Consider the following 23116-nt stretch of genomic DNA (forward strand, 5'->3'; position numbering starts at 1 on the left):
CAGGTGTGGTCTTAAAACAGAACTGGTTCTGACTCCATTCCGGGCTTGCTGGTTGTGGAACGCGGCCGGCATCGATTTGAACCAATTAAAGACCAAATTGTTTCAAATACGAGCCTTATACTAAGCGATAAATCGCTAAGTATAATTTGGCGGCTGACAACCACGCCCTCCATTCCGTCTGGAGTTGAGTTAGAGCGTTTACCTGTTGTTAGTGGTTAAGGCAATTGTTGCAGGACTGTGCAGATTGATTTGGATTGTCGACACAACTGAACAGTACCTGGCAAAAATCTGTCTGACATTGTCCTCAATCCAATTACCGAAAACTTGTCAAACAGGATGATTAATTGATATCAATCTGCTTTTCTAAATAGCAGCGCTCAATTCCATTCGATTATTCAGGTGGTTCCGCAATCTTACAATGACTGCCTTGATTACTGGCAAAAATAAAGCGCACCATCTCAACTCCAGACGACGTGGAGGGATCTTGGCGTCAGCCGCCAAATTGTTCTTAGTGGCTCTGCCACTTAGAACAAGGCTTGTATTTGAGATTGTTGCAAAGCAATAAGCTCAAATCAATGCCGGCAGCGTTCCACGCCAAGCAGCCCGGAACAGGGTCAAACGCCATTCTGTTTTTAACTGATATCAAAGCTTCAAATCAAGTCATCAGTCAAAGTACTCAAACCAGTTTTTTTAGCACTAGTCGCCTATAATTAAAGTAGACTATGATAATCTAGCATTAATTAATAATCACTAGTGAAAGGATCGTTGTCTGATGAAGAGTTTTGGATTTACAAATTATGGTGGTCCCGACGTGATTCAAGAATTTGAACGGGACATCCCCACGCCGAAAACCAATCAAGTATTGATCAAAGTAGCGGCTTTCGCCATTAATCCTTATGAAGGTTATTTGCGCCAAGGGCAATTTAGCAATGGCCAGCCGCTAACCGCACCTTTTTATTTAGGATCTGATTTAGTGGGACAAATTGTGGCGGTTGATCCTAGTGTCACTGATTATCAGGTCGGTGATTGGGTCATTAATCATCGGGCCAAAAGTGGTTATAGTCAATATGTGACGGCCAGTACGAATAAAATTATGCGACGGCCACTAACTCTGCCAGTGCCAATTGCGGCTAGTCTGCCAACAACAGGAATTGCAGCGTACAATGCTTGGTACCATTTTGCCAACATTAAACCGACTGATCAAATTGCCATCATTGGTGTTACTGGCGGTGTGGGCTCATTGCTGGCCCAAATCGCCCTCTATAATCACCAACAAGTGCTGGGGATTGCTAATCATCGCCACGAAAAAGTCGCCCATGAATTAGGCGTGCAAAACTTTCTCGCCTATGATCAGCTCCCTAGCGACACTAGCTGGCAGCACCAACAAACCGTTGTCTTCAACACGCTCCTTGGTGGTCATGATCATGGCTTAGCGAACCAATTATTGGCGCCGAAGAGTCAACTGATTTGTTTTAATGACAATGATATTCAATTGACTGCACCTGCTGCTGAGAAAATTACGATTCATTATCGCGGCGCGGCAACTGATCATGAAACCTTTGAATTTTGGACTAAATATTTAGCCGAACGAAGCTTACAAATCGCCATTGACCAAGTTCGACCAGCCACTTTGGCCAATGTCCGCGATGCTCACGCCAGCTTAACCAAGCCTCATTTTGGCAAGCAAGTTTTGACCTGGGCTGACTAAGTTTAAATAAAAAGTCTTGGACCTACTCGAAAGAGCCTGGTCGCAAGACTTTTATTTTTAACAAATTGCTATTTGCTGGGGTTTAACTGCTGATAACGTTGATTCAACCACTGTAAAGCTACTGGCAAATACGTATCCCAGAATTCCCAATTATGGGTGCCCGTTTGTTCACGATAATCAAGTTTATCTAAATATTGCCGCCCAAAAGTATGGAAACTACGATTATCGGCTAATAAAGAATCATTGGTGCCAATAAATTGTAATAACGGCAAATGCGAAACTTCTTGATTTGCCAACAAATTTAGTAAATTGGCTGAACTGTTCTGGAATTTAGCCTGACTACCAAAAACATGATCCAACAAAGCTGACTCCTCTGACCACGATTGATTCAAATCCAAGCAGCCAGACAAACTGACTGCAGCACCGTAGCGCTCAGGGTAAGTTAGGGCCAGTTTAAGGGCACCGTAACCACCCATTGATAAACCAGCGGCAAAAGTCGTTGTCCGTGTCAGCGGCCAATTAAACCAAGTTCGCAAGAATTGTGGCAATTCAGTAGTTAAATATTGCCAGTAACGCTCACCTGCAGGTAAATCATGATAGAAACTACGGCCAGCATCAGGCATAACAATTGCAAAAGGCAAGTCTTCGGCGTAACGTGCTAAAGAACTCATCGTTAACCAAGCTGAAGCATCATCTGATAAACCATGTAATAAGAACAGTACTGGTTGCTTTTCAAGTCGTTTTTTAGGTAAAAGAATCTTAACTTGAGTTTGTTTATTTAAACTCGTTGAGAGTATGGTAAATGTGGCAATCGACATCATATCACTCCAATCCACAGTAAGTATAGCATAACTAGCAGCAGCCCTGTACAAAACACAGTCAAATTGGCTGCTAATCTACTTCAAACTAATTTTAGATCAAACCCATCATGGCAATCATTATTTTTGTCAGCTTATTTTCTTAGTAGCTAAAGATTGAATTAGGTTCTCCTAAGAACTATAATCTTAACGAGCGTATTATTTCTGATTTTTTGGTGTCAGTTTATAATTAGATTAAATATTAAATGGGAGTCGATTATTATGGCAAAACAAGCAATAGATTTACATGGTAAAGCCTACCAACGGATGGCCTTTATTTGGACCCTGCTGGCTGGCACATTCACCATGTCAATTAGTCAGTCGTCACTATCAACGGCCTATCCAACTTTGATGAAATACTTTAATGTCCCAGCCTCGACCATTCAATGGTTAACAACTGGTTTTATGTTAGTGATGGTTGTGATGATGCCCGTCAGTCCTTGGTTGTTAAATAATTTACGCTTTCCAACTTTATTTATCAGCATGTTGGCGCTCTTCGACATCGGCACCCTGATCATTTTCTTGGCACCGAACTTTCCTTTAATGATGCTGGGCCGAGTCATGGAAGCCATGGCAGTTGGCATCATGTTTCCTTCCTATCAAACGGTCATGTTACGGATCACCCCGGAAGAAAAACGAGGCGCAGTCATGGGCTTTGCCGGTTTAGTAATGGGTTCAGCCTTAGCGATTGGGCCGATTATTTCTGGCATTATTTTAAAGTACACGACTTGGCAAGGATTATTCGTGGTCTTTATGGTCATTATCACTTTGGTTCTGTTGCTCTCGTTTAAGACCATTAAAGACGTCATGCCTCAGAAGAAATCGCCGCTTGATTATCAATCTGTTTTTGGTAGTCTCGGCTTTATCGGGATGCTATATGTGGTTAATCAAATCGGCACTAAAAATGTCAATTGGGCGGCCATGACGGCACTGCTGATTGCTAGTATCCTGGCCGTCGTCTACTTTGTTTGGCGGCAATTCCACGTGGCTCATCCGCTATTAGACTTACGGGTGCTCCAAAACTTAAACTATGATTTAGCTGTTTTACTAACTGGGGCATCTTACATTGCCTTGATTGTGGTCACCATTATCTTCCCGCTTTATTACCAAACCGTCCTGGGATTGTCACCCTTCGCTTCAGGAATGGCTTTAGTTCCTGGCGCCGTGGTTTTAAGTATTCTCAATCCAGTGACTGGGCATCTCGCTGATAAAATTGGCTTTAAAGCCACCATGCTAATCGGCATGGGCATGATTGTACTGGGCTGGGCCCTACTAGTCTTCATCCCTGGTCAGCAATCGCTAATCACCATGATCTTAATTGCGGCGTTAATTGAAGGTGGTAATGCCTTCGTGATGATGCCGGCGGTTACGTTAGGCGCGAATTCGCTGCCTGATCAACTGATTTCACACGGAACGGCCGTCATTACCACCGTCCGCCAGATTCTCGGTTCTGCTGGTGTCGCTGCGGCAACGCTGGTCTTGGCCATTAGCACCGCTCATCACCAGACGCTGGGCAAAGTCGCCGCTGATTTAGCCGGTTATCACGCCGTCTTCGTAACCTTCTTGGTTGTGGCCGTGATCGGCTTTATCTTCGCCGTTTGTCTGAAAAATACTCAGGCCAGTCAACCTGAAAAAGATTAACGAACGCACAAAAAAAGTTTCTGAACCGCGAGCAATTAAGCGGTTCAGAAACTTTTTTTGATTTTTTGACTTTAATGATTGTTTAAATCGCGGCGCATCAATAAGTCCGTCTGGGGATCTTCGCCTAAAGTAAAGGTATGCTGACCAACTTGGTAGAACCCTAACTTTTTATAAAAAGCTTGGGCTGGATAGTTACGTTCCCAAACACCCAGCCAAATAAATTCTTTATCAGCTTGCTCGGCTTGGTCCACGGCATGCTGATAAAGCAAGCGACCTAAGCCATGACGCTTGAATTGCGGCCGAATATAAATGCGTTCGATTTCAAAACCAGTTGCGCCTAATTTTTCTGATTGGGCTTGACCCCAGTTAACTTTCAAATAGCCGGCCACTTGATCTGCCAGTTGGACAAAGTAAAAAGCCGATTCAGGATTGGCCAGCTCACTAGTTAATTGCTCATTGCTATAAGCAGTCTCCAGATATTCCGCCAAATCACTAGCCGAATTTTCACTACCAAATGTATCAGCAAAAGTTTCTCGGCTGATCTGCTGTAGCGTGGTTAAATCAGCAAGTTGAACTTGTTTTAAAACAGGTGTTGTCATTTCGTACCTCCTAAAAATAATCGACCGGAAATATCAACTTGCTAATATTCCGAAATCATTGCACTTTAGCTAAAGTGCAGTGATTTTTTATCTCGTAGTCTCTATTTTAAGCGAGGTTTGCTTAAAATTAAAGGCCGATCAAGAGATTCGTTGCATCATTGCCAACACCCGCTGAACATCATTGCCATGAAATTCTAAACTTGTTAGAAACAGCAATTTATCTTGGTCAGTATCTTTGTAGACTAATTGTTCTTCGAGTCCGGGAGCGCAAATCAATAGTTGGTTATCTGCAGCTAATAACGTTGCCACATCACCAAAAGATTGGTCCAATGAAACCTGCCACGGTAAATTCAACTGGCTGATTCCCGCTTGCAAGGCCTTCAAGTAGCGTTTGACATTACCATCAAATCTGATTTGCGACGCCATTAAATTGCCTAAAATTGGTTCACTATTAAATACTAAGACTGCTTTTTTCATGTCCCATCAACTCCATTATTGTGATCTACCGTCATTTTAATCGGTTATGAGCACAGTTACTAGTACTTACTAAAATAAAAGCTCAATTCCTGTTTATAGCAATCATTAACGTTGAAAATTGTGAATTAATCCAGTGAGTTAAAAAAGTGCCCGCTCATCAACTAAATAATTACCACACATAAAAAACCACCCTGACTGTTTAAATCGTCAGCGTGGTCTTCAGCGTTACTTAAAATTATTTTGAACTATTTACTTTCAACGGTCCCGATTTCAGCATTAGCCTTAACTTCTTGACCAGCTTCAACAGAAATAGCTTTCATTTGATCGCCATTCGTTACGGCAACAATCATGTCAGTCTTCAAGCCGGCCGCTTTAATGGCGTCTAAATCAACGTTGGCAATTAATTGACCGCGGTTAATTTCTTGACCTTCTTTAACCATGATTGTAAATGGTTCACCCTTCAAGCTAACCGTATCCAGACCCATGTGCAACAAGACTTCTAAGCCAGAAGCAGTTTTAATGCCCAGGGCATGCTTAGTTGGGAAAATGCTGCTAATGGTCCCAGCAATTGGTGCAAAAATCTCACCATTTTCAGGAATAACCGCGAAGCCATCACCCATCATCTTAGTTGAGAAGACATCATCAGCAACTTCAGTAATTGGAATCAACTTACCAGTGGCAACGGCGTAAAGTTCAGACGTCTTCGAAACTGGTTCTGCTGTTGTTGCTTCAGCGACAGGTGCGGTTGCTTCTGCGGCAGGCGCTTCAGTAGCAGCTTCTTTAGCTGCAGCAGTTGGCCGTGGTCCACCTTGGTGAAGTTTAGTCATTTCGTCAGCGACGAATTGCACATCGGTCCCAACGATGACTTGAATGTTCTTACCGTCAATGACTTTAACACCAGGAACGCCGGTTGCTTTGATCTTAGCTTGATCAACGGTGCCCGTATCAGCAACTTGCAAACGTAAACGTGTGGTACAGTTATCGATTGAAGTGACATTAGCAGCGCCACCTAAAGCATTGTAAATTTCGTCTGCTAAAACAGCATACTTGTCGCTACCTTTAGTGAATGGATCGATACTTTCAGAAGCTTCATCTTCGCCTTTTTCACGGCCAGGTGTCATTAAGTTAAATTTCTTAATCGCAAAGCGGAAACCAAAGTAGTAAATCGCAGCAAAAGCCAAACCTTGGACTAATAACATCAATGGTTGATGCGCCACGGGGTTCTTAAGTGACAGCACATAATCAACGAAACCAGCACTAAACGCAAAACCAGAAGTCCAGTGGAAGAATGCACTAACGGCTAAGGACAAACCAGTGAAGATTGCGTGCAACACATAAAGTGGCCAAGCCACGAACATGAATGAGAATTCAAGTGGTTCAGAAACACCAGTAAAGAATGAAGCAAAGGCGCCAGCTAACATCAGGGAAGCAGTCACCTTTTTCTTCTCAGGACGAGCAGCTTGGTAAATTGCTAAAGCACCGGCTGGTAAACCAAACATCATAATTGGGAAGAAACCAGCTTGGTACATCCCGGTTTTACCAACAATTGCTAGACCTTTATCAATAGCGCTTTGGCCAGCTAAGAAGTTACCAATATCATTGATCCCAGCAACGTCAAACCAGAATACCGAGTTCAGGGCGTGATGTAAGCCCGTTGGAATCAATAATCGGTTGAAGAAGCCATAAAGACCGGCACCGATGAAGCCTAAGTTAGAAATCATTTTACCAAAGCCAACTAAGACTGAGTACACGCCAGGCCAGATGAAGAGCAAAGCGCCAGAAACAACTAGCATGGCAATCGCTGACATGATTGGCACTAACCGTTTACCACTAAAGAAAGACAACGCCATTGGCAATTGTACGTGGCTGAAACGATTGTACATTGCGGCAGCAATTAAACCAGCAACAATCCCGACGAAAACGTTATTGCCCATGGTACTGAAAGCTGGGTTAACATCCGTTAATTTCTTTAAGCCCAACAATCCTTGAACAGACTCAGGTGCCAACACGGTCATTGGTACTAAGTAAGCTACTAAGCCAGATAACGCTGCGGCGCCATCTTTATCTTTTGACATTCCTAAAGCTAAACCAACGGCAAACAATAGTGCCAAGTGATTTAAAATTGCTAAACCAGCATTCATTAAGAATGTGGTCAGTGAATTAGCCCCAGCTGTCCCAACGATCCAGTTGGCAATCCCGACTAGTAATGATGCAGCAGGTAATACGGCCACTGGTAACATTAAGGACCGTCCCATTCGTTGCATGTATGCTTTCATTTCTTTTCTTCCTCCGCTTTCATACTTTCTTTGGCCATACGTAGGCGTTCAATGTGAATCGCAATATAGCCTAACTCTTCTGTGGTGGTGGACATTTGATAACTTTTCGTTAAAAGCACGCGAATTTTCTTCGCAATCAAATAACTTTCTGGATATTTCTGTTTCACTAAATCAACAATCTCGCCATCTAACACTGCATACTGCTGGTTATGATAACGTTGCAATAATTGTCGTAGATGATTGGCCAATCGTGAGTAATTCAGCGCCATGGCATCTGAGTGAATATCAATATCCAATTCTTGCTCGATCAAATGAATCACGTCAGAAACAATCGTGACCTCGCGGATACTCCGACTTCGAGTTGACTGATTATTGCGTCCACTATGTAAGTGAATGGCAATGTAGCCGGCCTCGTCATAACTATAAGGAATACCCAGTGACTTGTTTAAATAATCCACTGCCCATTGTGCAATTGCAAATTCTTCATCATAAAGAACTTCAATTTCACGCAAAAGCTTATTCCGAATAAAAATTCCGTTTTGAATGTTACTTGCTGAGAAAGCCAAATGATCCGTTAAGGCAATCAACAAGTGCTCATTCAAATGTTCCATTAACACCGTTTCGGCATGGTCAATAATATGCTCCGCTGCAAAAAGATACTTCTCATCAATTTGATTCAGTAAATCCTGCAGCTTGATCTGACCTTCCGGCTCTAAAATGAACAATCGCTCAATTTGACGCCGAAAAATCCGATCATTTCTTTTCTTATTGAAACCAATGCCCTTACCAATTGCGACTTTTTCCTGATCGTCATCAAGCACTAAAACCGCATTTTGATTTAAAACCTTTTTGATTTTCATGTTGTTAACCCTCATCTGCAGATGTGTTATTTGCGTTGCTATATAATACCAAAAAAGGCATGGAAAAGTCCACTTGAGTTTTACACTCTAGTGGTCTTTCCATGCCTAGTATTATCTAGTCACATGAAATAATTATTGTTAACGTTTCCAAATTTAGCACACAAAAATTACTTTTGCAACCAAAATTAGAAAAAAAGTTCTAACTCACATTTAGTTAGGAAAAAGTAATCGTCACTTGTAAATTTCCTAATTCAACTTATTTGGTAATCACTAGTTTTTGTCCGTTCGATGTTGATCAATTTCAATCGTCTCCAGGGTCAACCAATCTTGAATTTCCGCCAATTGATGCTTATCAAGCAATTTTTGCTTGCGCTGGCAACTATATTGAACTCGCTCATTGACGGCCAGCTGTTCCTTGAATTTCTCATGCGGCAAATGAACGCTGCCAATTTCTCCGGCAAACTGAATATCGTAGTCAGCCTTAAACCAACGAATACCCAAATCAATATCTTCATAGCCCCAACCATTGAAAGATTCATCAAAGCCACCTAAATCCAAAAATTCTTGACGGGGTAATGAAGAATGGCCCACCCAGAAAATCAGCCACGGTGCGCGCCACGTCGTTAAATCCGTGCCATAGCGTTCAAAGATCGGTCGGCGAGCGTCACAAATGGCCAAAGTTTGTAATTTTTGAATGGCTTGATTAACGTTGTGACCACTAATCTGTAATGAATCCAAAACTGGTCGATTCTCATTCAAGCGATCAAAGCCATAAATATTTCCCAAGAAAGTGGTTGGTTTCGTACTCATTTGCTGGCGAGTCAGATGCTGTTGCAAGGCATCCTCACTTAAAACAATGCCAGCATCTAAAATCACCAGATATTTGCCCCGAGCAACTTGGGCACTTAAGTTGCGCACAGTGCCTGCTCGAAAACCTAAATCTGTCTGATAGAGATATTTAAGCTCAAGTTGGTTTTCAAATTGGCGCACCACTGCTAAAGTATCACTACTGGAGCCATCATCACCAATAATCACTTCAAATTCAGTCCTTGGCAGTGTTTGCTGGCATAATGAAATTAATGTTTCCGTCAATAACTGATTGCGATTATATACCGAGATCAAAACTGAAAGTTCAGGCATTGACCCATCTCCTTGTCATTAATAAAGCGGTTACAAAATAATTATGGCATATTGTGAGCAATACCGCAATTTCTTTCAGTTTAGCGTTTTTTCTCGCAAGCTACCAATTAGCTGGTTCGCAAAGACTTTCTATAAAATGTTTGCAACAAACTAACGCCAAGTTGACTGACGTTCATTAAGGTTTGCTGGTGGTCCACCGCTGTTGCTAAACTAACTGGTCCTGACTGGATGCAATAAACACCTAATACTAGCTTTTCTAGACGACCAATTTTTTCAGCGCGGCTACCACAAATTGCTACTACTGGAATCTTTAATTGCTGGCCTAATTCAGCAACGCCCAGTGGCACTTTGCCGCCATCAGTTTGGCCATCAATCCGGCCCTCACCCGTAATTATTAAATCAGCATCCTGACAAATCGTCGGCAACTGAACTAACTGACTAATAGTCGCAAAACCTGGTGCCAGCTTAGCGCCAATCAAGGCTAAGGCGCCACCTAAACCACCAGCCGCCCCAGCACCTGGTAGTTGATTTAAATCAAGCTGATATTGCTGTTTAATGACGGTTAATACTTGCGCTGCCTGCTGATTTTGCGATTGTAGAATTGTCGCGGTGCCACCTTTTTGCGGACCAAAAACAGGTGCAAATCCTTTCGGCCCCGCATAAGGATTATCAACATCAACTAAAGCCGTTAATTTCACCTGACGGAGCAACGACTGAATTGGTGTTAAATCAAGTTCTCGAAAATCATTTAAGAGATTGTCCTTATTTAGCGACTGACCGTTTATTTTTGCACCTAATCCAGCTAGTAGACCTAGGCCACCATCAGAAGTGCCACTACCACCTAATGAGAGATAAATTTGCTGACAACCACTGGTAATCACTTGGCGTAAAACTAACCCCAAGCCATAACTTGAGGCCTGCTGAATCGTCGTTGCACTGGGTACAATCAAGTCCAAACCGATAATTTTGGCTGACTCAATCACCGCCGTTGTGACACCAGCAATCTTGGTCACTAAATACTCAGTGGTCAGCGGGCGCCCTAGCAAATCAATGGTGGTCACCTTTTGATAATGGCCACCACGAGCCGCTTTGATGGCGGCCATAGTGCCTTCACCACCATCGGCAATTGGCACTGAGATCAACGACAATTCAGGCGAACTTATTTGCTGAAAAAAGGCCTGGTTTAACTCCGCCGACGTGGCACTGCCCTTAAATGAATCTATTGCGGCAACAACTTTCATGACGAACCCTCCCATTAAAAATATTTCACCATGACAAAATTAGTTAGCGCCACACCATGGCGAATGACTTGTTGTTGGCGCTGAATCTGATAACCACGTTGCTGAAAGAAAGGCCGCGCCGTGATTGAGGCAGCGGTCGTGATTGCCGGCCCGGAATAATCATGCTCCAGCCGATCACAAATTGTTGTGGCAATCCCTTGATGCTGATAGGCGGCATGAACATACAAACGATCCAAATAACCTGTCGCGGCCAGATCACCAAAACCAACTAACTGCCCGGTTAAATTAACTGCCACAATTGTTTCATGATCCAAAAAAGATGCATTCCAAGCGGGCAAATCCAATTGCCCATCGGCCCAAGCATTCAGCTGATCAACTGAATAATCACGACAATTTACTTGATGAACCGTCTGATAAAATAATTGAGTAAGCTCAGTTAAATCAGTGCTGCGATATTCTCGTAATTGAAAGTTCATGCTGCGTTTGCTCCTTCAAAATTTCTTCACCAATCCAATTTGACAAAAACCAAGACGGTTAACCTTATTTTAAGCCACAAAAAAACACAGTTCAATTTGAACTGTGTGATTAATTGACTGTTCTAAATTACTTAGCCAAAGCAGCTTTTGCTTGGTCAGCAATTGCTTTAAATGCATCAGCATCTGTATAAGCAAGATCAGCTAACATCTTACGGTTGATATCTACGTTAGATAATTTCAAACCGTGCATTAATTGACTGTAGTTGATGTCGTTCATACGAGCTGCCGCATTGATCCGGGCAATCCATAACTTCCGGAATTCGCGCTTAACTTGACGACGATCGCGGAAAGCATAGCGATAAGAAACCATGACCTGAGTATTTGCTGATTTGAAGAGTAAATGCTTAGCACCGCGATATCCTTTTGCTAATTTTAAAACTTTCTTACGACGTTTGCGCGTAACTGTACCGCCTTTTACACGTGGCATATTAATTTCCTCCTTGAGAAATAACTTTCACTTAAAAAATTCTGGGAACTGGGCTCTGCTTTAAAGAATTAACGAACTTGAGAAAGCATTTGCCGGATTCGACGCATATCACTATTAGAAACCAAACCTGGCTTGCTTAATTGACGCCGTTGTTTCTTAGTCTTACCGTGGAAACGGTGACTTGTATAAGCATGACCCCGCTTTAATTTACCACTAGCGGTTTTTTTGAAACGCTTTGCTGAAGCGCGATGTGTTTTTTGCTTTGGCATGATAATATCCTCCTAAAGTAATTTAAAAATGTCGATTAAGACTTATTTGTCCGCTTTTGGTGCTAGCATGAGAAACATGCTACGCCCATCCATCCGTGGATGTGATTCAACATTAGCAATATCGCCAGTTTGTTCAGCGAGTTGCTCAAGAACCTTACGTCCTACTTCTTTATGGGTGATTGCCCGACCTTTAAAGCGAATTGACACTTTAACTTTGTCGCCTTTGCCTAAGAACTTACGAGCATTGTTAAGCTTCGTGTTAAAGTCGTTCTCACCAATACCTGGGCTTAAGCGTACTTCTTTGACGTTAACAATCTTCTGCTTCTTACGTGCTTCACGATCTTTCTTCTGCAGTTCGAAGCGATACTTGCCGTAGTCCATAATCTTGGCAACTGGTGGTTTGGCATTTGGTGAAACTAAGACGAGATCCATGTTGGATTGTTCAGCCAACTTTAAGGCATCAATTCTTGATTTCACACCTAACTGCTCACCATCGCCAGCGATTAAACGAACTTCACGGGCTCGAATGCTATCATTAATAAATAAATCTTTTGCTATGGGAAGTCACCTCCAAATAAATTGTCGACGAGTATTTCTCGCCAGACCCACGCAAAAAAGCTGCGGGATGCAAAAGCACCCGCAGCGAAATTAAAATTCTTTCGGCAAACAAAACGTTTTATACCCAGAGGTCTGAAAACATGGGTGAGAAGCGGGAACTTCTGCTTAATTCAACTTTACTAGTATACCGACTGACGATTTACTTGTCAAGTTTTGTTTCGACGTTACTGTTAACTTTCTCAGAACCAGTCCGACTGTAATTGTGGATATCGTCTAAGATCATGTCAGTGAACATCTTAATTGCTTCGTCATTGGCATCTTTCTCACCATAACGACGAACTGAAACAGTTTGATCACGTAATTCTTCATCACCAACAACTAACGTGTATGGCACTTTTTGGGTCTGAGCTTCACGAATCTTGTAGCCCATCTTTTCATTACGTAAATCAACTTTAACTCGAATACCTTGGCTAGCTAATTGCTTTTGTAACTCTTGGGCATATTCAGTATGCAAATCAAGGTTAACTGGAATAATTTCAACTTGCACTGGTGCCAACCAAGTTGGGAATGCACCTTTGTAAATTTCCATTAAGTAAGCAATGAATCGTTCCATCGTACCAACAATGCCACGATGCATCATGACCGGACGATGATCCTTACCATCAGCACCAACATAAGTTAATTGGAACTTCTCTGGCATCATGAAGTCTAATTGAATGGTTGACATAGTTTCGTCATTACCTAAAGCCGTCTTCGTTTGGACATCCAACTTAGGACCGTAGAAGGCTGCTTCACCTTCTGCTTCATAGTAGTCAAGGCCAAGATCATCCATGGCACCCTTCAACATAGCTTGGGACTTGTTCCACATTTCGTCATCATCGAAATACTTCTCAGTATTAGCAGGGTCACGATAACTCAAGCGGAAAGTATAGTCAGTAATATTGAAATCATCATAAACATCCATCATCAAACGCAATACTCGTTTGAATTCGCTTTGGATTTGTTCTGGTGCTAAGAAAGTATGACCATCATTCAAAGTCATTTCCCGAACCCGTTGCAAACCTGATAAGGCACCAGATTTTTCATAACGATGCATCATGCCTAATTCGGCGATCCGCACTGGTAATTCCCGATATGAGCGGTTGTGGTGGTTGTAAATTTGAATATGTGATGGGCAGTTCATTGGCCGTAATTCCAAGAACTCGCCATCGCCCATATCCATTGGTGGGAACATATCTTCACGATAATGAGCCCAGTGACCAGAAGTCTTGTATAAATTCAAGTTAGCTAAAACTGGTGTGTAAACATGTTCGTAACCATCAGCGACTTCCTTGTCGATGATATAACGTTCGATGACTCGACGAATCGTCGCACCATTTGGCATCCAATATGGTAAGCCAGCACCAACTTCAGGATCAACGAAGAAAATGTCCAAATCACGACCGATTGTCCGGTGATCACGTTCTTTGATTTCAGCCCGACGTTTCAAATCAGCATCTAATTCATCAGCCTTGAAGAAAGCCGTTCCATAAATCCGTTGTAACATTGGATTACTTGATTTACCTTGCCAGTAAGCACCAGCGACCGATAATAATTCAACATGCTTTAGTGGTGCTAAGCTCTTCAATAAAGCTCGGCTGCCGAAGCTTGTATAATCACCTAATTGATAAACGTGAACTTGAACAGCATCCATGGCATTTAATAACAATGTTTGGTAAGGATCGTCAGCAAATTTTTTTAACAAATCAGCTTTATCAACAACTTTACGCTCAACTGGTTGATTAGCTGAAATAATTTTTTGCATAGCTTTCTTAATGTCAGGCAATTCGCTAACAGCAACTTGGCCGTCAGCACGATCAGTATCTAAATAGAAACCATCGTCATCAGCCTTGTGTTCGCCAAAATGTAAATCAGGATGTAATTGTTTCAAAGCCGCGCCTAAAACAAATGCTGCCGTATCCCGTAAAACTAACACACCTTCAGGATCAGTGTTGGTAATAATTTGTAAATCGCCATCTTGGTTCAAAGGTTGGTCCAAATCAACCAAGGTGCCGTTTAAATTACCAGCAACAGCTTTTTTAGCTAAGCTACTAGCAATACTTTTCGCAACAGCTAAAGTGGTTACCCCAGCATCAAATTCGTGTTGACTTTGATCGGGAAATGTTAATGAAATCTTTGCCATAATTCTTCCTCCTTGAACTGCCACAAAAAAATCCCCAATAATCCGTTAAGATTATTGGGGACGTTATTTAACGCGGTTCCACCCGAATTGAGATAAGTGCACTTATCTCCGCTCAAAATGATCATTATTGGAATCACCCAAGTTCATTCGAAGTGGTCGCAAATACTGAAACCGGAAAAGACTTGCAGACTAGGATCTTTTCTCTCTTAACAGCTCACTGATTATTTGTGGTATCTTCATGCGTTATTAAAACATAAAAATGAAAAAGATACAAGTATTGTGAGAAAATTTATGAAAATAACTGAGTGATCATCAGCCAAATTACAAAACAATTCAAAACCAAGAACCTGATACAGTGTCTAAAACAGAATAGCGTCTGACTCTGTTCCGGGCTGCTTGGCGTGGAACGCGGCCGGCGTTGATTTGAGCTTATTGCTCCGCAACAATCTCAAATACAAGCCTTGTTCTAAGCGGCCCAGCCACTAAGAACAATTTGGCGGCTGACGCCAAGATCCCTCCACGTCGTCTGGAGTTGAGGTGGTTCACTTTATCTTGGTTAGTGGTTAAGGCAATTGTAGTGAGTCAGATTAACTCTATCTTAAATTGTTTTCCCAATTACAATGATAGTATCGAAAAAGTCTGCCCGACAGATTCTGTCTGGTTTAATTCCAGAAATCTTGTCAAACAGACCTATTAGTTTATACCAATCTGTTTTTCTAAATAGTGGTAATCAGTTCTGTAAGTTTCCACAGGTGGTTGCTGGGCGATTGGCGTCTAGCTTTACTAGTACTGCCTTGGTATCGACCAAACATAAAGTAGACCGACCTAACTCAAAACGTAGTGGAAGCCGCCGGAGTGTCAGCCGCCAAATTCTTCTTGCCGCTTTAGCGGTTAGAAGAAGACCTGTATTTGAGATTGTTGCGTAGCAATAAGCTCAAATCAGTGTCGGCAGCGTTCCACACTCCGGCGGCCGCAACGGAGTTGTCCGCTATTCTGCCTGAAACATGTTTTAGACAACTCCAACTTCAGTTATTTAAAAGCTTCTTGGCGAATATTTGGGCCAGTCATTTCATATTCTTGGGCTAAGAAACGAACTCGTTCCATAATTCGTTGTGATTTCACCACTTCGGTACCCTGACTAGTTTCACTTAAATATTGTTCTAATTCCGCCAAATTAAAATTAGAGGTAAAGCAAGTCGTTAATTGCTCCTGCATCCGATACTGCAGAATCACACCTAACACTTCATCACGCACCCACGGACTTAGCGCGTCGGCACCAATATCGTCCAAGATCAAGACTGGTGTTTTTTCAATTTTCTGTAACCGATCCCAAACTTTGTGTTCATTAATTGCTTGCTTCATTTGCACTGCGAAGGTGGGAAAATGAACCAAGGTACTCGCAACATTATTTTTGGCCAACTCGTTAGCCAAGGCACCCATTAAATAAGTTTTGCCAATGCCAAAAGGTCCACTTAAATACAGGCCGCGAACATATTGATTAGGCTGCTTAGCAAGATATTGGGCCAACAAATCAATCGTGGCACCATAAGCCTCATTACGGCCATCAATGTCGCGATAATCAGCAAAGGTAATATTTTTTAAATTATCGGGTAAATTCAACACCGTGATTTTATTTTTTTCGCTTCTGGTTTTCGCTAAGGCCACCCCAGTTTGATTCAACTGATAAGCCACCTCGATACCGCCATTAGCAACGCGCAAATAGGGTTCATATCCAGCTTTCAGCAAGGGCTGGTTTGGATTTAAACCTTGCTTCGTTTGATAAAATTCATAAATAGCCGCCGCTGACTTTTCAACACTTGCTCGGTCAATCTTGTCCTGATTAGCTGCCAGAAACGAGCGCACATCGCTGTCCTGCAAAGCTGCGGCCATCAGTTGGCGATAATTATCGTTTAATCCACGATCAGCCAAATACTTCTTTAAGTATTCATTGATATTATGCATTGCGACCATCTCTTTCCTGACGTGTTTTTTCTAAGCGAGCCAATTTTTGACGAATATCGTTGGCCGTGACTGACGACGCTGCGGCCTGATGATTTTTTTTCTTATCTTCCCCATTATTATTCAGCCAACTTGGCACTGGGCCTTTCGTCTGATTAGCGGTGGTTTTGCCGCGCCGATTATATTGTCGTTGCGGCTTATTTTGTTGTGCTTGTAAATAAGCCAAGGCCGCTGTCGGACTGTTAACACCATGTTTCAACCAATCTTGGGCAACCTTATCCAATAAAGCCACAGTCAGCGTCGTACTATCTTGCAAGATCGTATGAATCAGCATATTTAAGGTGGCGTTCTCAAACACACCCCGTTGCTGTAATTTCTTTAAGTTGCGAATTTCCTGTTCACCAACATAAGAATGCACCCGATCTTTTTCCCAACGCAAAAAGTCCAACGGCAGCATTTTCTGAGCTTGTTCAATTAACTGTTGCTCTGCTGGCGCCAGTCGTTGCTTGGTTGTCCCAGTGGTTTGAGCGTTAGTTGGAGCGGTTGTTGTCACTGAATTAGTCTGGTGTTCACTGGCGCTAGGATGCAATTGTTGATAAGCAGCCAGTGCCTTTTGCTCCAATAAATTGAAGTTAATTTTATTCGTTTGTCGATCAATGCTCCGCGCAATTAAACGAGCAATATCAGTCAACGTAAAATCATAAAAAGCTTTCAAGCCATAAATTTCACTTTGATGCTGGTTAATTTCCGTTGGCTCAATTTGTTGCCGGCCAACTAGGGCAATCAATGTTTCCCAATCGAAACTGGCTAGCTCGGCGGGACTAATTTCGCCAATCGCCCGCTTTTGCTGATCATTTTTAAAATAATGGGCGCTTTGCTGGACCTCAGTGGGCGGCACCAGCAAACTGGTACTGGCCACATGGAAAACATCTAAGAAACCGGCGGTAAGTTCTTGCGTTGCTGTTAAATCAACCTTTGGCAATGCAAAGAAGGCCCGCAAAGCCATAAACCGTGGACGTGATACTTGTTCTAATAAAAAAGTCGCCAGTAGTTCTTCTTGGAAGAATTTCTCTGGCGCTAAGGGCGTAAATAATTGATAAATTAAATAAGTGCCGAGTTGATCCTGCTTCTGATACGTGCGCACCAAACCTAACGCTTCTAATTGGCGGCGGGCCGTCAGAAACATCCCCGCATCAAGGTCAAGCAAATCAAATAACTGAAAATGATGCTGACGCTGCGAAACCAATTGCTGATCATTAACTTCCGACCAAAGCGTTAAATACATGGTGTAAGCAGCTGTGCTTAACAACGGCTGATAAAGTTTGGTCAGGACAACTTGATCTTGGTCAGTCCAAATACTAGCCCGCGCCAAAAAATAACCCAATTGTGGGTCTAAATTTGAACTAATGGTCTTGTTCTCGTTTACTTTCATCTTGGTAAGACTTCTTCTCCTTTGCAATCAGCTCTTGCACCTCTTGCATAAACACATTCATATCTTTAAATTGTCGATAAACACTGGCAAAACGAATATAGGCGACATCATCAAGCTTCGCCAAATATTTCATGACCAATTCGCCAATGTCGTTCGATTTAATTTCATTTTCGCCATTTTGCCGAATATCATGTTCGACGCTATCAACGACGGTCGTCATTTGATCCATAGTAATCGGCCGCTTTTCAGCAGCACGCACTAAACCACGCATAATTTTTTCGCGATTAAATTCTTCACGGGTACCGTTTTTCTTAATCACTAATAATGGTGTCTGTTCAATTCGCTCAAATGTGGTAAAACGATAACCACAATTCTCGCATTCACGACGCCGGCGAATTGCCCGCCCCTCATCAGCTGGTCGACTATCAACAACTTTTAATGAATTATGATGACAACGCGGACATTGCATACTACTACCTCAGTCTCCTAGATTTCTGCAAAAAATTACTGTTAATTGGTTATATTATAACCTAAATTTAGGACTAACAACAAGAGCGGTGGCTGAGGAATCCCGCACTTTGAGGAGCAGCTGCCCCAATGCACTTGGCCAATTTAACACCTAAAAAATAAGTTGCCTTAAAAAAAATCGGCAACTTGTTTTTTGAAATTATTTTATTAATTATTTTTTAGCTCATTTAAATTTGTCCGCACTGGCCGTTGCAGAAACTTCCGAAAAGAAGCCGATTGCCACAGTTTGGTAAACTGTGCCGCCAAAGCAGGTAAATCATGAGAACCATCTAGGATAAAGTCGGCGCCAGCTAAACGTACCTCTGGCATGACCTGGGCCGCGATGCGTTGTTCAGCAGCCGCCGTTGATAATTGATTACGCTGTTGTAAACGCGTCACCTGTAACTCCTGGTCAATGGTCACCACTAAAATCGCGTCACACAAATCCTGGTAATGCTGTTCAAATAATAACGGAATTTCAGCAACGATTAACGGATAATCTTGTTGCCGGGCCCGGTCAAGTTCTTGAACGATGCGCTGACGAATCAGGGTTTGCGTTAAATCATTTAGCTGCTGCAAAGCCGCCGGATCATTAAAGACCAATGCTCCCAGCTTAGCTCGATTCAATTGCCCGTTGTCGTCAAAATATCCAGCACCAAAAACCTGCTTGATTTGTTGCGCACCTAACTCACCGGGTGCCATTAACTGATGGGCAATTTGATCAGCATCAATTAAGCTGGCACCCTTTTGGACAAAGAGCTTCGCCACTGCCGATTTCCCCGAGGCAATGCCACCAGTTAGGCCGAGGATTGGGGCGTTAAGCATGAGTATCACCTGCAACCGCATTACCAGCTTCATTTAAGGACATCCCCGCTGGTAGCGGCTGGCAATGAGGGCAAAAATGAGTCCCACGACCACCAACTTTAATTTTAACAATCGTGGTTTGACAACGTGAGCAAGGTTTACCCTCTTCGCCATAAACATGCAGATCAAATTGAAAATGACCCGTATGACCACTAGCATCAACATAACTCCGAATCGTCGTGCCGCCAGCAGCCACCGCTTTAGTCAATTCAGCAATAATTTGCTGATGCAGTGTTGTCGCCTGAGCCATGGTTATTTGATTGGCGGGCGTCAACGGATTAATTTTGCTCAACCAAAGCACTTCATCCACATAAATATTGCCCAAACCAGTCACTACTTTTTGATCCAGCAGTACGGGCTTGATTGCTTTATGATGCCGTTGTAGACCCTGATAGAATGCAGCCACGGTAAAATCTGGACTTAATGGTTCGGGGCCCAAAAGTTTAATCCCGGAAACTTGAGCCTCAGTGCCCGTATCAACGAGCTGCATCCGCCCGAATTTACGCACATCTTGGTACTGCAAACTAGTGCCATCAGTTAACTCAAACACCACGTGCACATGTTTATTATGCGGCACGGTGTTGGGTTCGAGATAATATTTGCCTTCCATGCGCAAATGACTGATCATCGTCAAGTTTTCATCAAAGCGGAACAGTAAATATTTACCACGACGATCAATGGTTGCAAAAGTTCGGCCGGCTAAAATAGCTTGGAATAATTTACTATCGCCATTAACAATTTTGGGATAATAAAGCGCCACTTTCGCGATTTTTTTGCCAGCGATTAAAGGAATCAAGGAACGGCGAACTGTTTCTACTTCTGGTAATTCTGGCACAGTTAGTCTCCTCCTTTTTTAACCTTTCGCATCATACCAAGTTGTGCCATGAGCACTATCCACAACTAAGGGCACATCTAATTTGACGGCTGAATCCATTACACTTGGCACTAATTTTTCCAAAATTGGAATTTCTTCAGCTGGTGCTTCGAAAATCAACTCATCATGAACCTGCAATAACATTTTAGCCTGTAACTGCTCCGCTGCCAAGCGTTGCTGCATGTTAATCATGGCGACTTTAATAATATCGGCGGCACTACCTTGAATCGGTGTATTCATGGCTGTCCGTTCAGCAAAAGACCGTAAATTGAAATTCTTAGCATGAATATCTGGTAAATAACGACGGCGATGCATAATGGTTTCCACGTAACCTTGTTTACGAGCGACCTCCACAATATCTTTGACGTATTTCTCCACATCAGGATACTGTTCGAAATAAGCAGCAATAAAATTAGCGGCTTGGGTTCTAGAAATACCAATATTTCGCGCTAAGCCATAATCACTAATCCCATAAACAATTCCGAAATTAGTCGCCTTTGCTTGCCGCCGCATATCTGGAGTAACTTCACTAGGATCATCTAAGTGGAAAATCTTCATCGCGGTATTCGCATGAATATCAATTTTATTTCTGAAAGCCGCCTGCATATTAGCATCCCCAGAAACATGAGCCAAGACCCGCAATTCTACTTGAGAATAGTCGCTAGAGAAGATTTCCCAACCAGGATGACTGGGCACAAAGGCCTGACGAATTTTGCGCCCTTCTGGCAAGCGAACGGGAATATTTTGCAAATTAGGATCAACTGATGATAAGCGACCAGTTTGCGTTAACGTTTGTAAATAACGGGTATGCACTTTATGGTCGGGATGAATCACCTTTAGTAAGCCCGTGATGTACGTTGATTGTAACTTTGAAATTTGCCGATAAGTCAAAATTCGATCAATAATCGGATTGTCGCCTTGTAATTGTTCCAGCACTTCAACGGAGGTCGAATAACCAGTTTTGTTCTTCTTGATCACTGGTAACTTAAGCTCGTCAAATAACACCGTCCCTAACTGCTTCGGCGAATTAATATTGAATTCATGACCAGCGTCTTCATAAATCAACGCCTGAATATCAGTCAGTCGCTTTTCGAAATCTAACCGCATGGCTTGTAGACGTTGACTATCAACGGTAATCCCATTTAATTCCATTTGCGCCAGCACTAAAGCCAAGGGTGCTTCAATTTCATCGTAAAGCTGATCTTGATCATTGTCTTTAAGTTGTTGTAGTAATGGCGCCCGCAATTTATAAATTGCTTGTGCCTTCCGAGCCAAATGCGTCCCTAAAATTTCAGCATCCATTGGTACTGCCCGTTTAGTGCCCTTACCATAAACTTCCAAATCAGTTTGAACATCTTGATAACCATGCAAGTGGGCCAAGACGCCTAAATCGTTGCTGTTATCAAAAGTATTTAACAAGTAAGAAACCAATAGTAAATCAAAACTCATTCCCGCAATCGGCACGCCTAAACGCGTCAATAGCACCTCAGTCTTTTTACTATCAAAGACATACTTTTCTTGCTGCTGATCAGCCAACCAGGCTTTAAACTCAGGGGTGGTTAATAAACTTAAATCTTGACTATAGTACCAGTTATCCTCGGCACCAATGGCAAAACCAATCGGCATTTCCACATGATAATTATCGCCTAAAATATCAATTTCCAAAGCCAGTGGTTGCTGCTTCGCAAAAATTGCTGGTAATTTATCAGCCGTTAATTCTTCAGCATTGATTGCTGGCTGGGTGGCTGTACTAGCTTGTAAAGTTGATTTACTGATTTGTAATTTTGATAATTTAGACTTAAAGTCCATTTCTTCGTAAAAAGCAATTAACTTTTCTTGATCTTCAGGTTGCCGCTTAAGATCAGCCAAACCAATCGCTAATGGCGCTGCGGTATTAATTGTCGCTAGTTTTTTCGACAATAAGGCCTGCTCATGATCATTTTCCAAGTTTTCTTTTAACTTGCTTTTTTTCATGTCAGCCACGTGCTCGTAAAGGCCTTCAATACTGCCATATTCCTTGACTAACTTCAGGGCTGTCTTCTCGCCAACTTTAGTGACCCCAGGATAATTATCCGATGTATCACCCATTAAGCCCTTCATATCAATGATTTGTTTTGGCGTGATTCCCAGCTTTTCTTGAACATGAGCCGGCGTGTAAGTCTCTAATTCGTTAACGCCTTTAACTGTCACCTTAACAGTGGTGTTAGCCGTGGTTAACTGAGTTAAATCACGATCACCAGTAATAATCGTCACCGGCATTTGACCTTGAGCTTCAGCAGCCAAGGTACCAATAATGTCATCAGCCTCATAATCTACCAATTGATAATGAGCAATGCCCAAGGCGTCTAAATAATTGCCAAAGTATGGTAATTGTTCAGACAATTCAGTGGGTGTTTTGGAACGATTGCCTTTATAGTCATCGAACATCTTGGTCCGAAATGTCGTTTTGCCGGCATCAAAAGCCACCAACATATGAGTTGGGTGTTCTGCCGCCAGAATCGTCTCTAACATATTGCTAAAAGTGTAGAGTGCATTGGTGTGCAGGCCTTCACTGTTAGTAAAACGGTCTAAAGAATTGTGTAAGGCGAAAAAAGCTCGGAAGGCCAAGCTATTGCCGTCTAATAAAAGTAACTTATTTTGCTTTGCATCTGCATCCGCTGCCATATAAACCTCCAATAAAAGTTGATTAACTACCATATATCAGAAAAA

At 42.4% G+C, this 23116-nt stretch carries 21 protein-coding genes; 2 read left to right on the forward strand and 19 right to left on the reverse strand.

Annotation, left to right across the window (positions count from 1 at the left end):
• Positions 1–11 precede the first annotated feature (11 nt).
• Positions 12–173 (reverse strand): hypothetical protein, encoded by a 162-nt coding sequence (locus EKM82_RS11300; protein ID WP_164508094.1) that lies wholly within the window; start codon positions 171–173, stop codon positions 12–14.
• Between the two features lie 599 nt (positions 174–772).
• On the opposite strand from EKM82_RS11300, the gene EKM82_RS04135 reads away from it, so the two are divergent.
• The gene (locus tag EKM82_RS04135) at positions 773–1708 is read left to right on the forward strand and encodes an NADP-dependent oxidoreductase (RefSeq protein ID WP_125767052.1); all 936 of its coding nucleotides are present in this window, start codon (positions 773–775) and stop codon (positions 1706–1708) included.
• Positions 1709–1776: 68 nt separating this feature from the next.
• On the opposite strand, the gene EKM82_RS04140 is transcribed toward EKM82_RS04135, so the two are convergent.
• Positions 1777–2526 carry an alpha/beta hydrolase gene (locus EKM82_RS04140; protein WP_164508095.1) on the reverse strand — a complete coding sequence of 250 codons (750 nt, stop codon included), beginning with the start codon at positions 2524–2526 and terminating at the stop codon, positions 1777–1779.
• A gap of 261 nt (positions 2527–2787) precedes the next feature.
• Between EKM82_RS04140 and EKM82_RS04145 the strand changes: the two genes are divergently transcribed.
• Positions 2788–4206, forward strand: coding sequence for an MFS transporter (locus EKM82_RS04145; protein WP_125767054.1), 1419 nt, complete (start codon positions 2788–2790; stop codon positions 4204–4206).
• A 71-nt stretch (positions 4207–4277) separates the two neighbouring features.
• Here EKM82_RS04145 and EKM82_RS04150 read toward each other — a convergent pair whose 3' ends face one another.
• From EKM82_RS04150 to polA, 17 genes are all read right to left on the reverse strand, one after another.
• Positions 4278–4805, reverse strand: coding sequence for a GNAT family N-acetyltransferase (locus tag EKM82_RS04150; protein WP_125767055.1), 528 nt, complete (start codon positions 4803–4805; stop codon positions 4278–4280).
• 138 nt (positions 4806–4943) lie between these two features.
• Positions 4944–5282, reverse strand: coding sequence for a hypothetical protein (locus EKM82_RS04155; RefSeq protein ID WP_125767056.1), 339 nt, complete (start codon positions 5280–5282; stop codon positions 4944–4946).
• Positions 5283–5527: 245 nt separating this feature from the next.
• Positions 5528–7558 (reverse strand): N-acetylglucosamine-specific PTS transporter subunit IIBC, encoded by a 2031-nt coding sequence (gene nagE / locus EKM82_RS04160; RefSeq protein ID WP_125767057.1) that lies wholly within the window; start codon positions 7556–7558, stop codon positions 5528–5530.
• Positions 7555–8418, reverse strand: coding sequence for a PRD domain-containing protein (locus EKM82_RS04165; RefSeq protein ID WP_125767058.1), 864 nt, complete (start codon positions 8416–8418; stop codon positions 7555–7557). The genes nagE and EKM82_RS04165 overlap by 4 nt, the downstream gene beginning before the upstream one ends.
• A 270-nt stretch (positions 8419–8688) precedes the next feature.
• Positions 8689–9558: a glycosyltransferase gene (locus tag EKM82_RS04170; protein ID WP_125767059.1), complete on the reverse strand. Its 870-nt coding sequence runs from the start codon at positions 9556–9558 to the stop codon at positions 8689–8691.
• Positions 9559–9665: 107 nt separating this feature from the next.
• A complete protein-coding gene (locus tag EKM82_RS04175) occupies positions 9666–10799 on the reverse strand; it encodes a glycerate kinase family protein (RefSeq protein WP_125767060.1) in 1134 nt (377 codons plus the stop codon).
• Positions 10800–10813: 14 nt separating this feature from the next.
• Positions 10814–11275, reverse strand: a complete 462-nt coding sequence (locus EKM82_RS04180; protein WP_125767061.1) for a GNAT family N-acetyltransferase — start codon at positions 11273–11275, stop codon at positions 10814–10816.
• A 127-nt stretch (positions 11276–11402) separates the two neighbouring features.
• Complete coding sequence (gene rplT, locus EKM82_RS04185; RefSeq protein WP_125767062.1) at positions 11403–11762, reverse strand: 50S ribosomal protein L20; 360 nt, start codon at positions 11760–11762, stop codon at positions 11403–11405.
• Positions 11763–11830: 68 nt separating this feature from the next.
• Positions 11831–12031 (reverse strand): 50S ribosomal protein L35, encoded by a 201-nt coding sequence (rpmI, locus tag EKM82_RS04190; RefSeq protein ID WP_125647945.1) that lies wholly within the window; start codon positions 12029–12031, stop codon positions 11831–11833.
• A 42-nt stretch (positions 12032–12073) separates the two neighbouring features.
• Entirely contained in the window at positions 12074–12589 is a 516-nt protein-coding gene (infC, locus tag EKM82_RS04195; RefSeq protein ID WP_125767063.1) for a translation initiation factor IF-3, read from the reverse strand.
• Positions 12590–12788: 199 nt separating this feature from the next.
• Positions 12789–14771 (reverse strand): threonine--tRNA ligase, encoded by a 1983-nt coding sequence (gene thrS, locus EKM82_RS04200; RefSeq protein WP_125767064.1) that lies wholly within the window; start codon positions 14769–14771, stop codon positions 12789–12791.
• Positions 14772–15800: 1029 nt separating this feature from the next.
• A complete protein-coding gene (gene dnaI, locus EKM82_RS04205; RefSeq protein ID WP_164508096.1) occupies positions 15801–16733 on the reverse strand; it encodes a primosomal protein DnaI in 933 nt (310 codons plus the stop codon).
• Entirely contained in the window at positions 16726–18162 is a 1437-nt protein-coding gene (locus tag EKM82_RS04210; RefSeq protein WP_125767066.1) for a DnaD domain protein, read from the reverse strand. The genes dnaI and EKM82_RS04210 overlap by 8 nt, the downstream gene beginning before the upstream one ends.
• Entirely contained in the window at positions 18134–18631 is a 498-nt protein-coding gene (nrdR, locus tag EKM82_RS04215; RefSeq protein ID WP_125767067.1) for a transcriptional regulator NrdR, read from the reverse strand. Before nrdR ends, EKM82_RS04210 begins: the two co-directional genes overlap by 29 nt.
• A gap of 206 nt (positions 18632–18837) precedes the next feature.
• Positions 18838–19527: a dephospho-CoA kinase gene (gene coaE, locus EKM82_RS04220; RefSeq protein WP_125767068.1), complete on the reverse strand. Its 690-nt coding sequence runs from the start codon at positions 19525–19527 to the stop codon at positions 18838–18840.
• The gene (gene mutM, locus EKM82_RS04225) at positions 19487–20368 is read right to left on the reverse strand and encodes a DNA-formamidopyrimidine glycosylase (protein ID WP_125767069.1); all 882 of its coding nucleotides are present in this window, start codon (positions 20366–20368) and stop codon (positions 19487–19489) included. Before mutM ends, coaE begins: the two co-directional genes overlap by 41 nt.
• Before the next feature lie 18 nt (positions 20369–20386).
• On the reverse strand, positions 20387–23071 hold the full coding sequence (gene polA, locus EKM82_RS04230; RefSeq protein WP_125767070.1) for a DNA polymerase I: 2685 nt from the start codon (positions 23069–23071) through the stop codon (positions 20387–20389).
• Positions 23072–23116: the final 45 nt, after the last annotated feature.

It is taken from the genome of Lapidilactobacillus wuchangensis (assembly GCF_003946645.1).
Lineage (GTDB): Bacteria > Bacillota > Bacilli > Lactobacillales > Lactobacillaceae > Lapidilactobacillus > Lapidilactobacillus wuchangensis.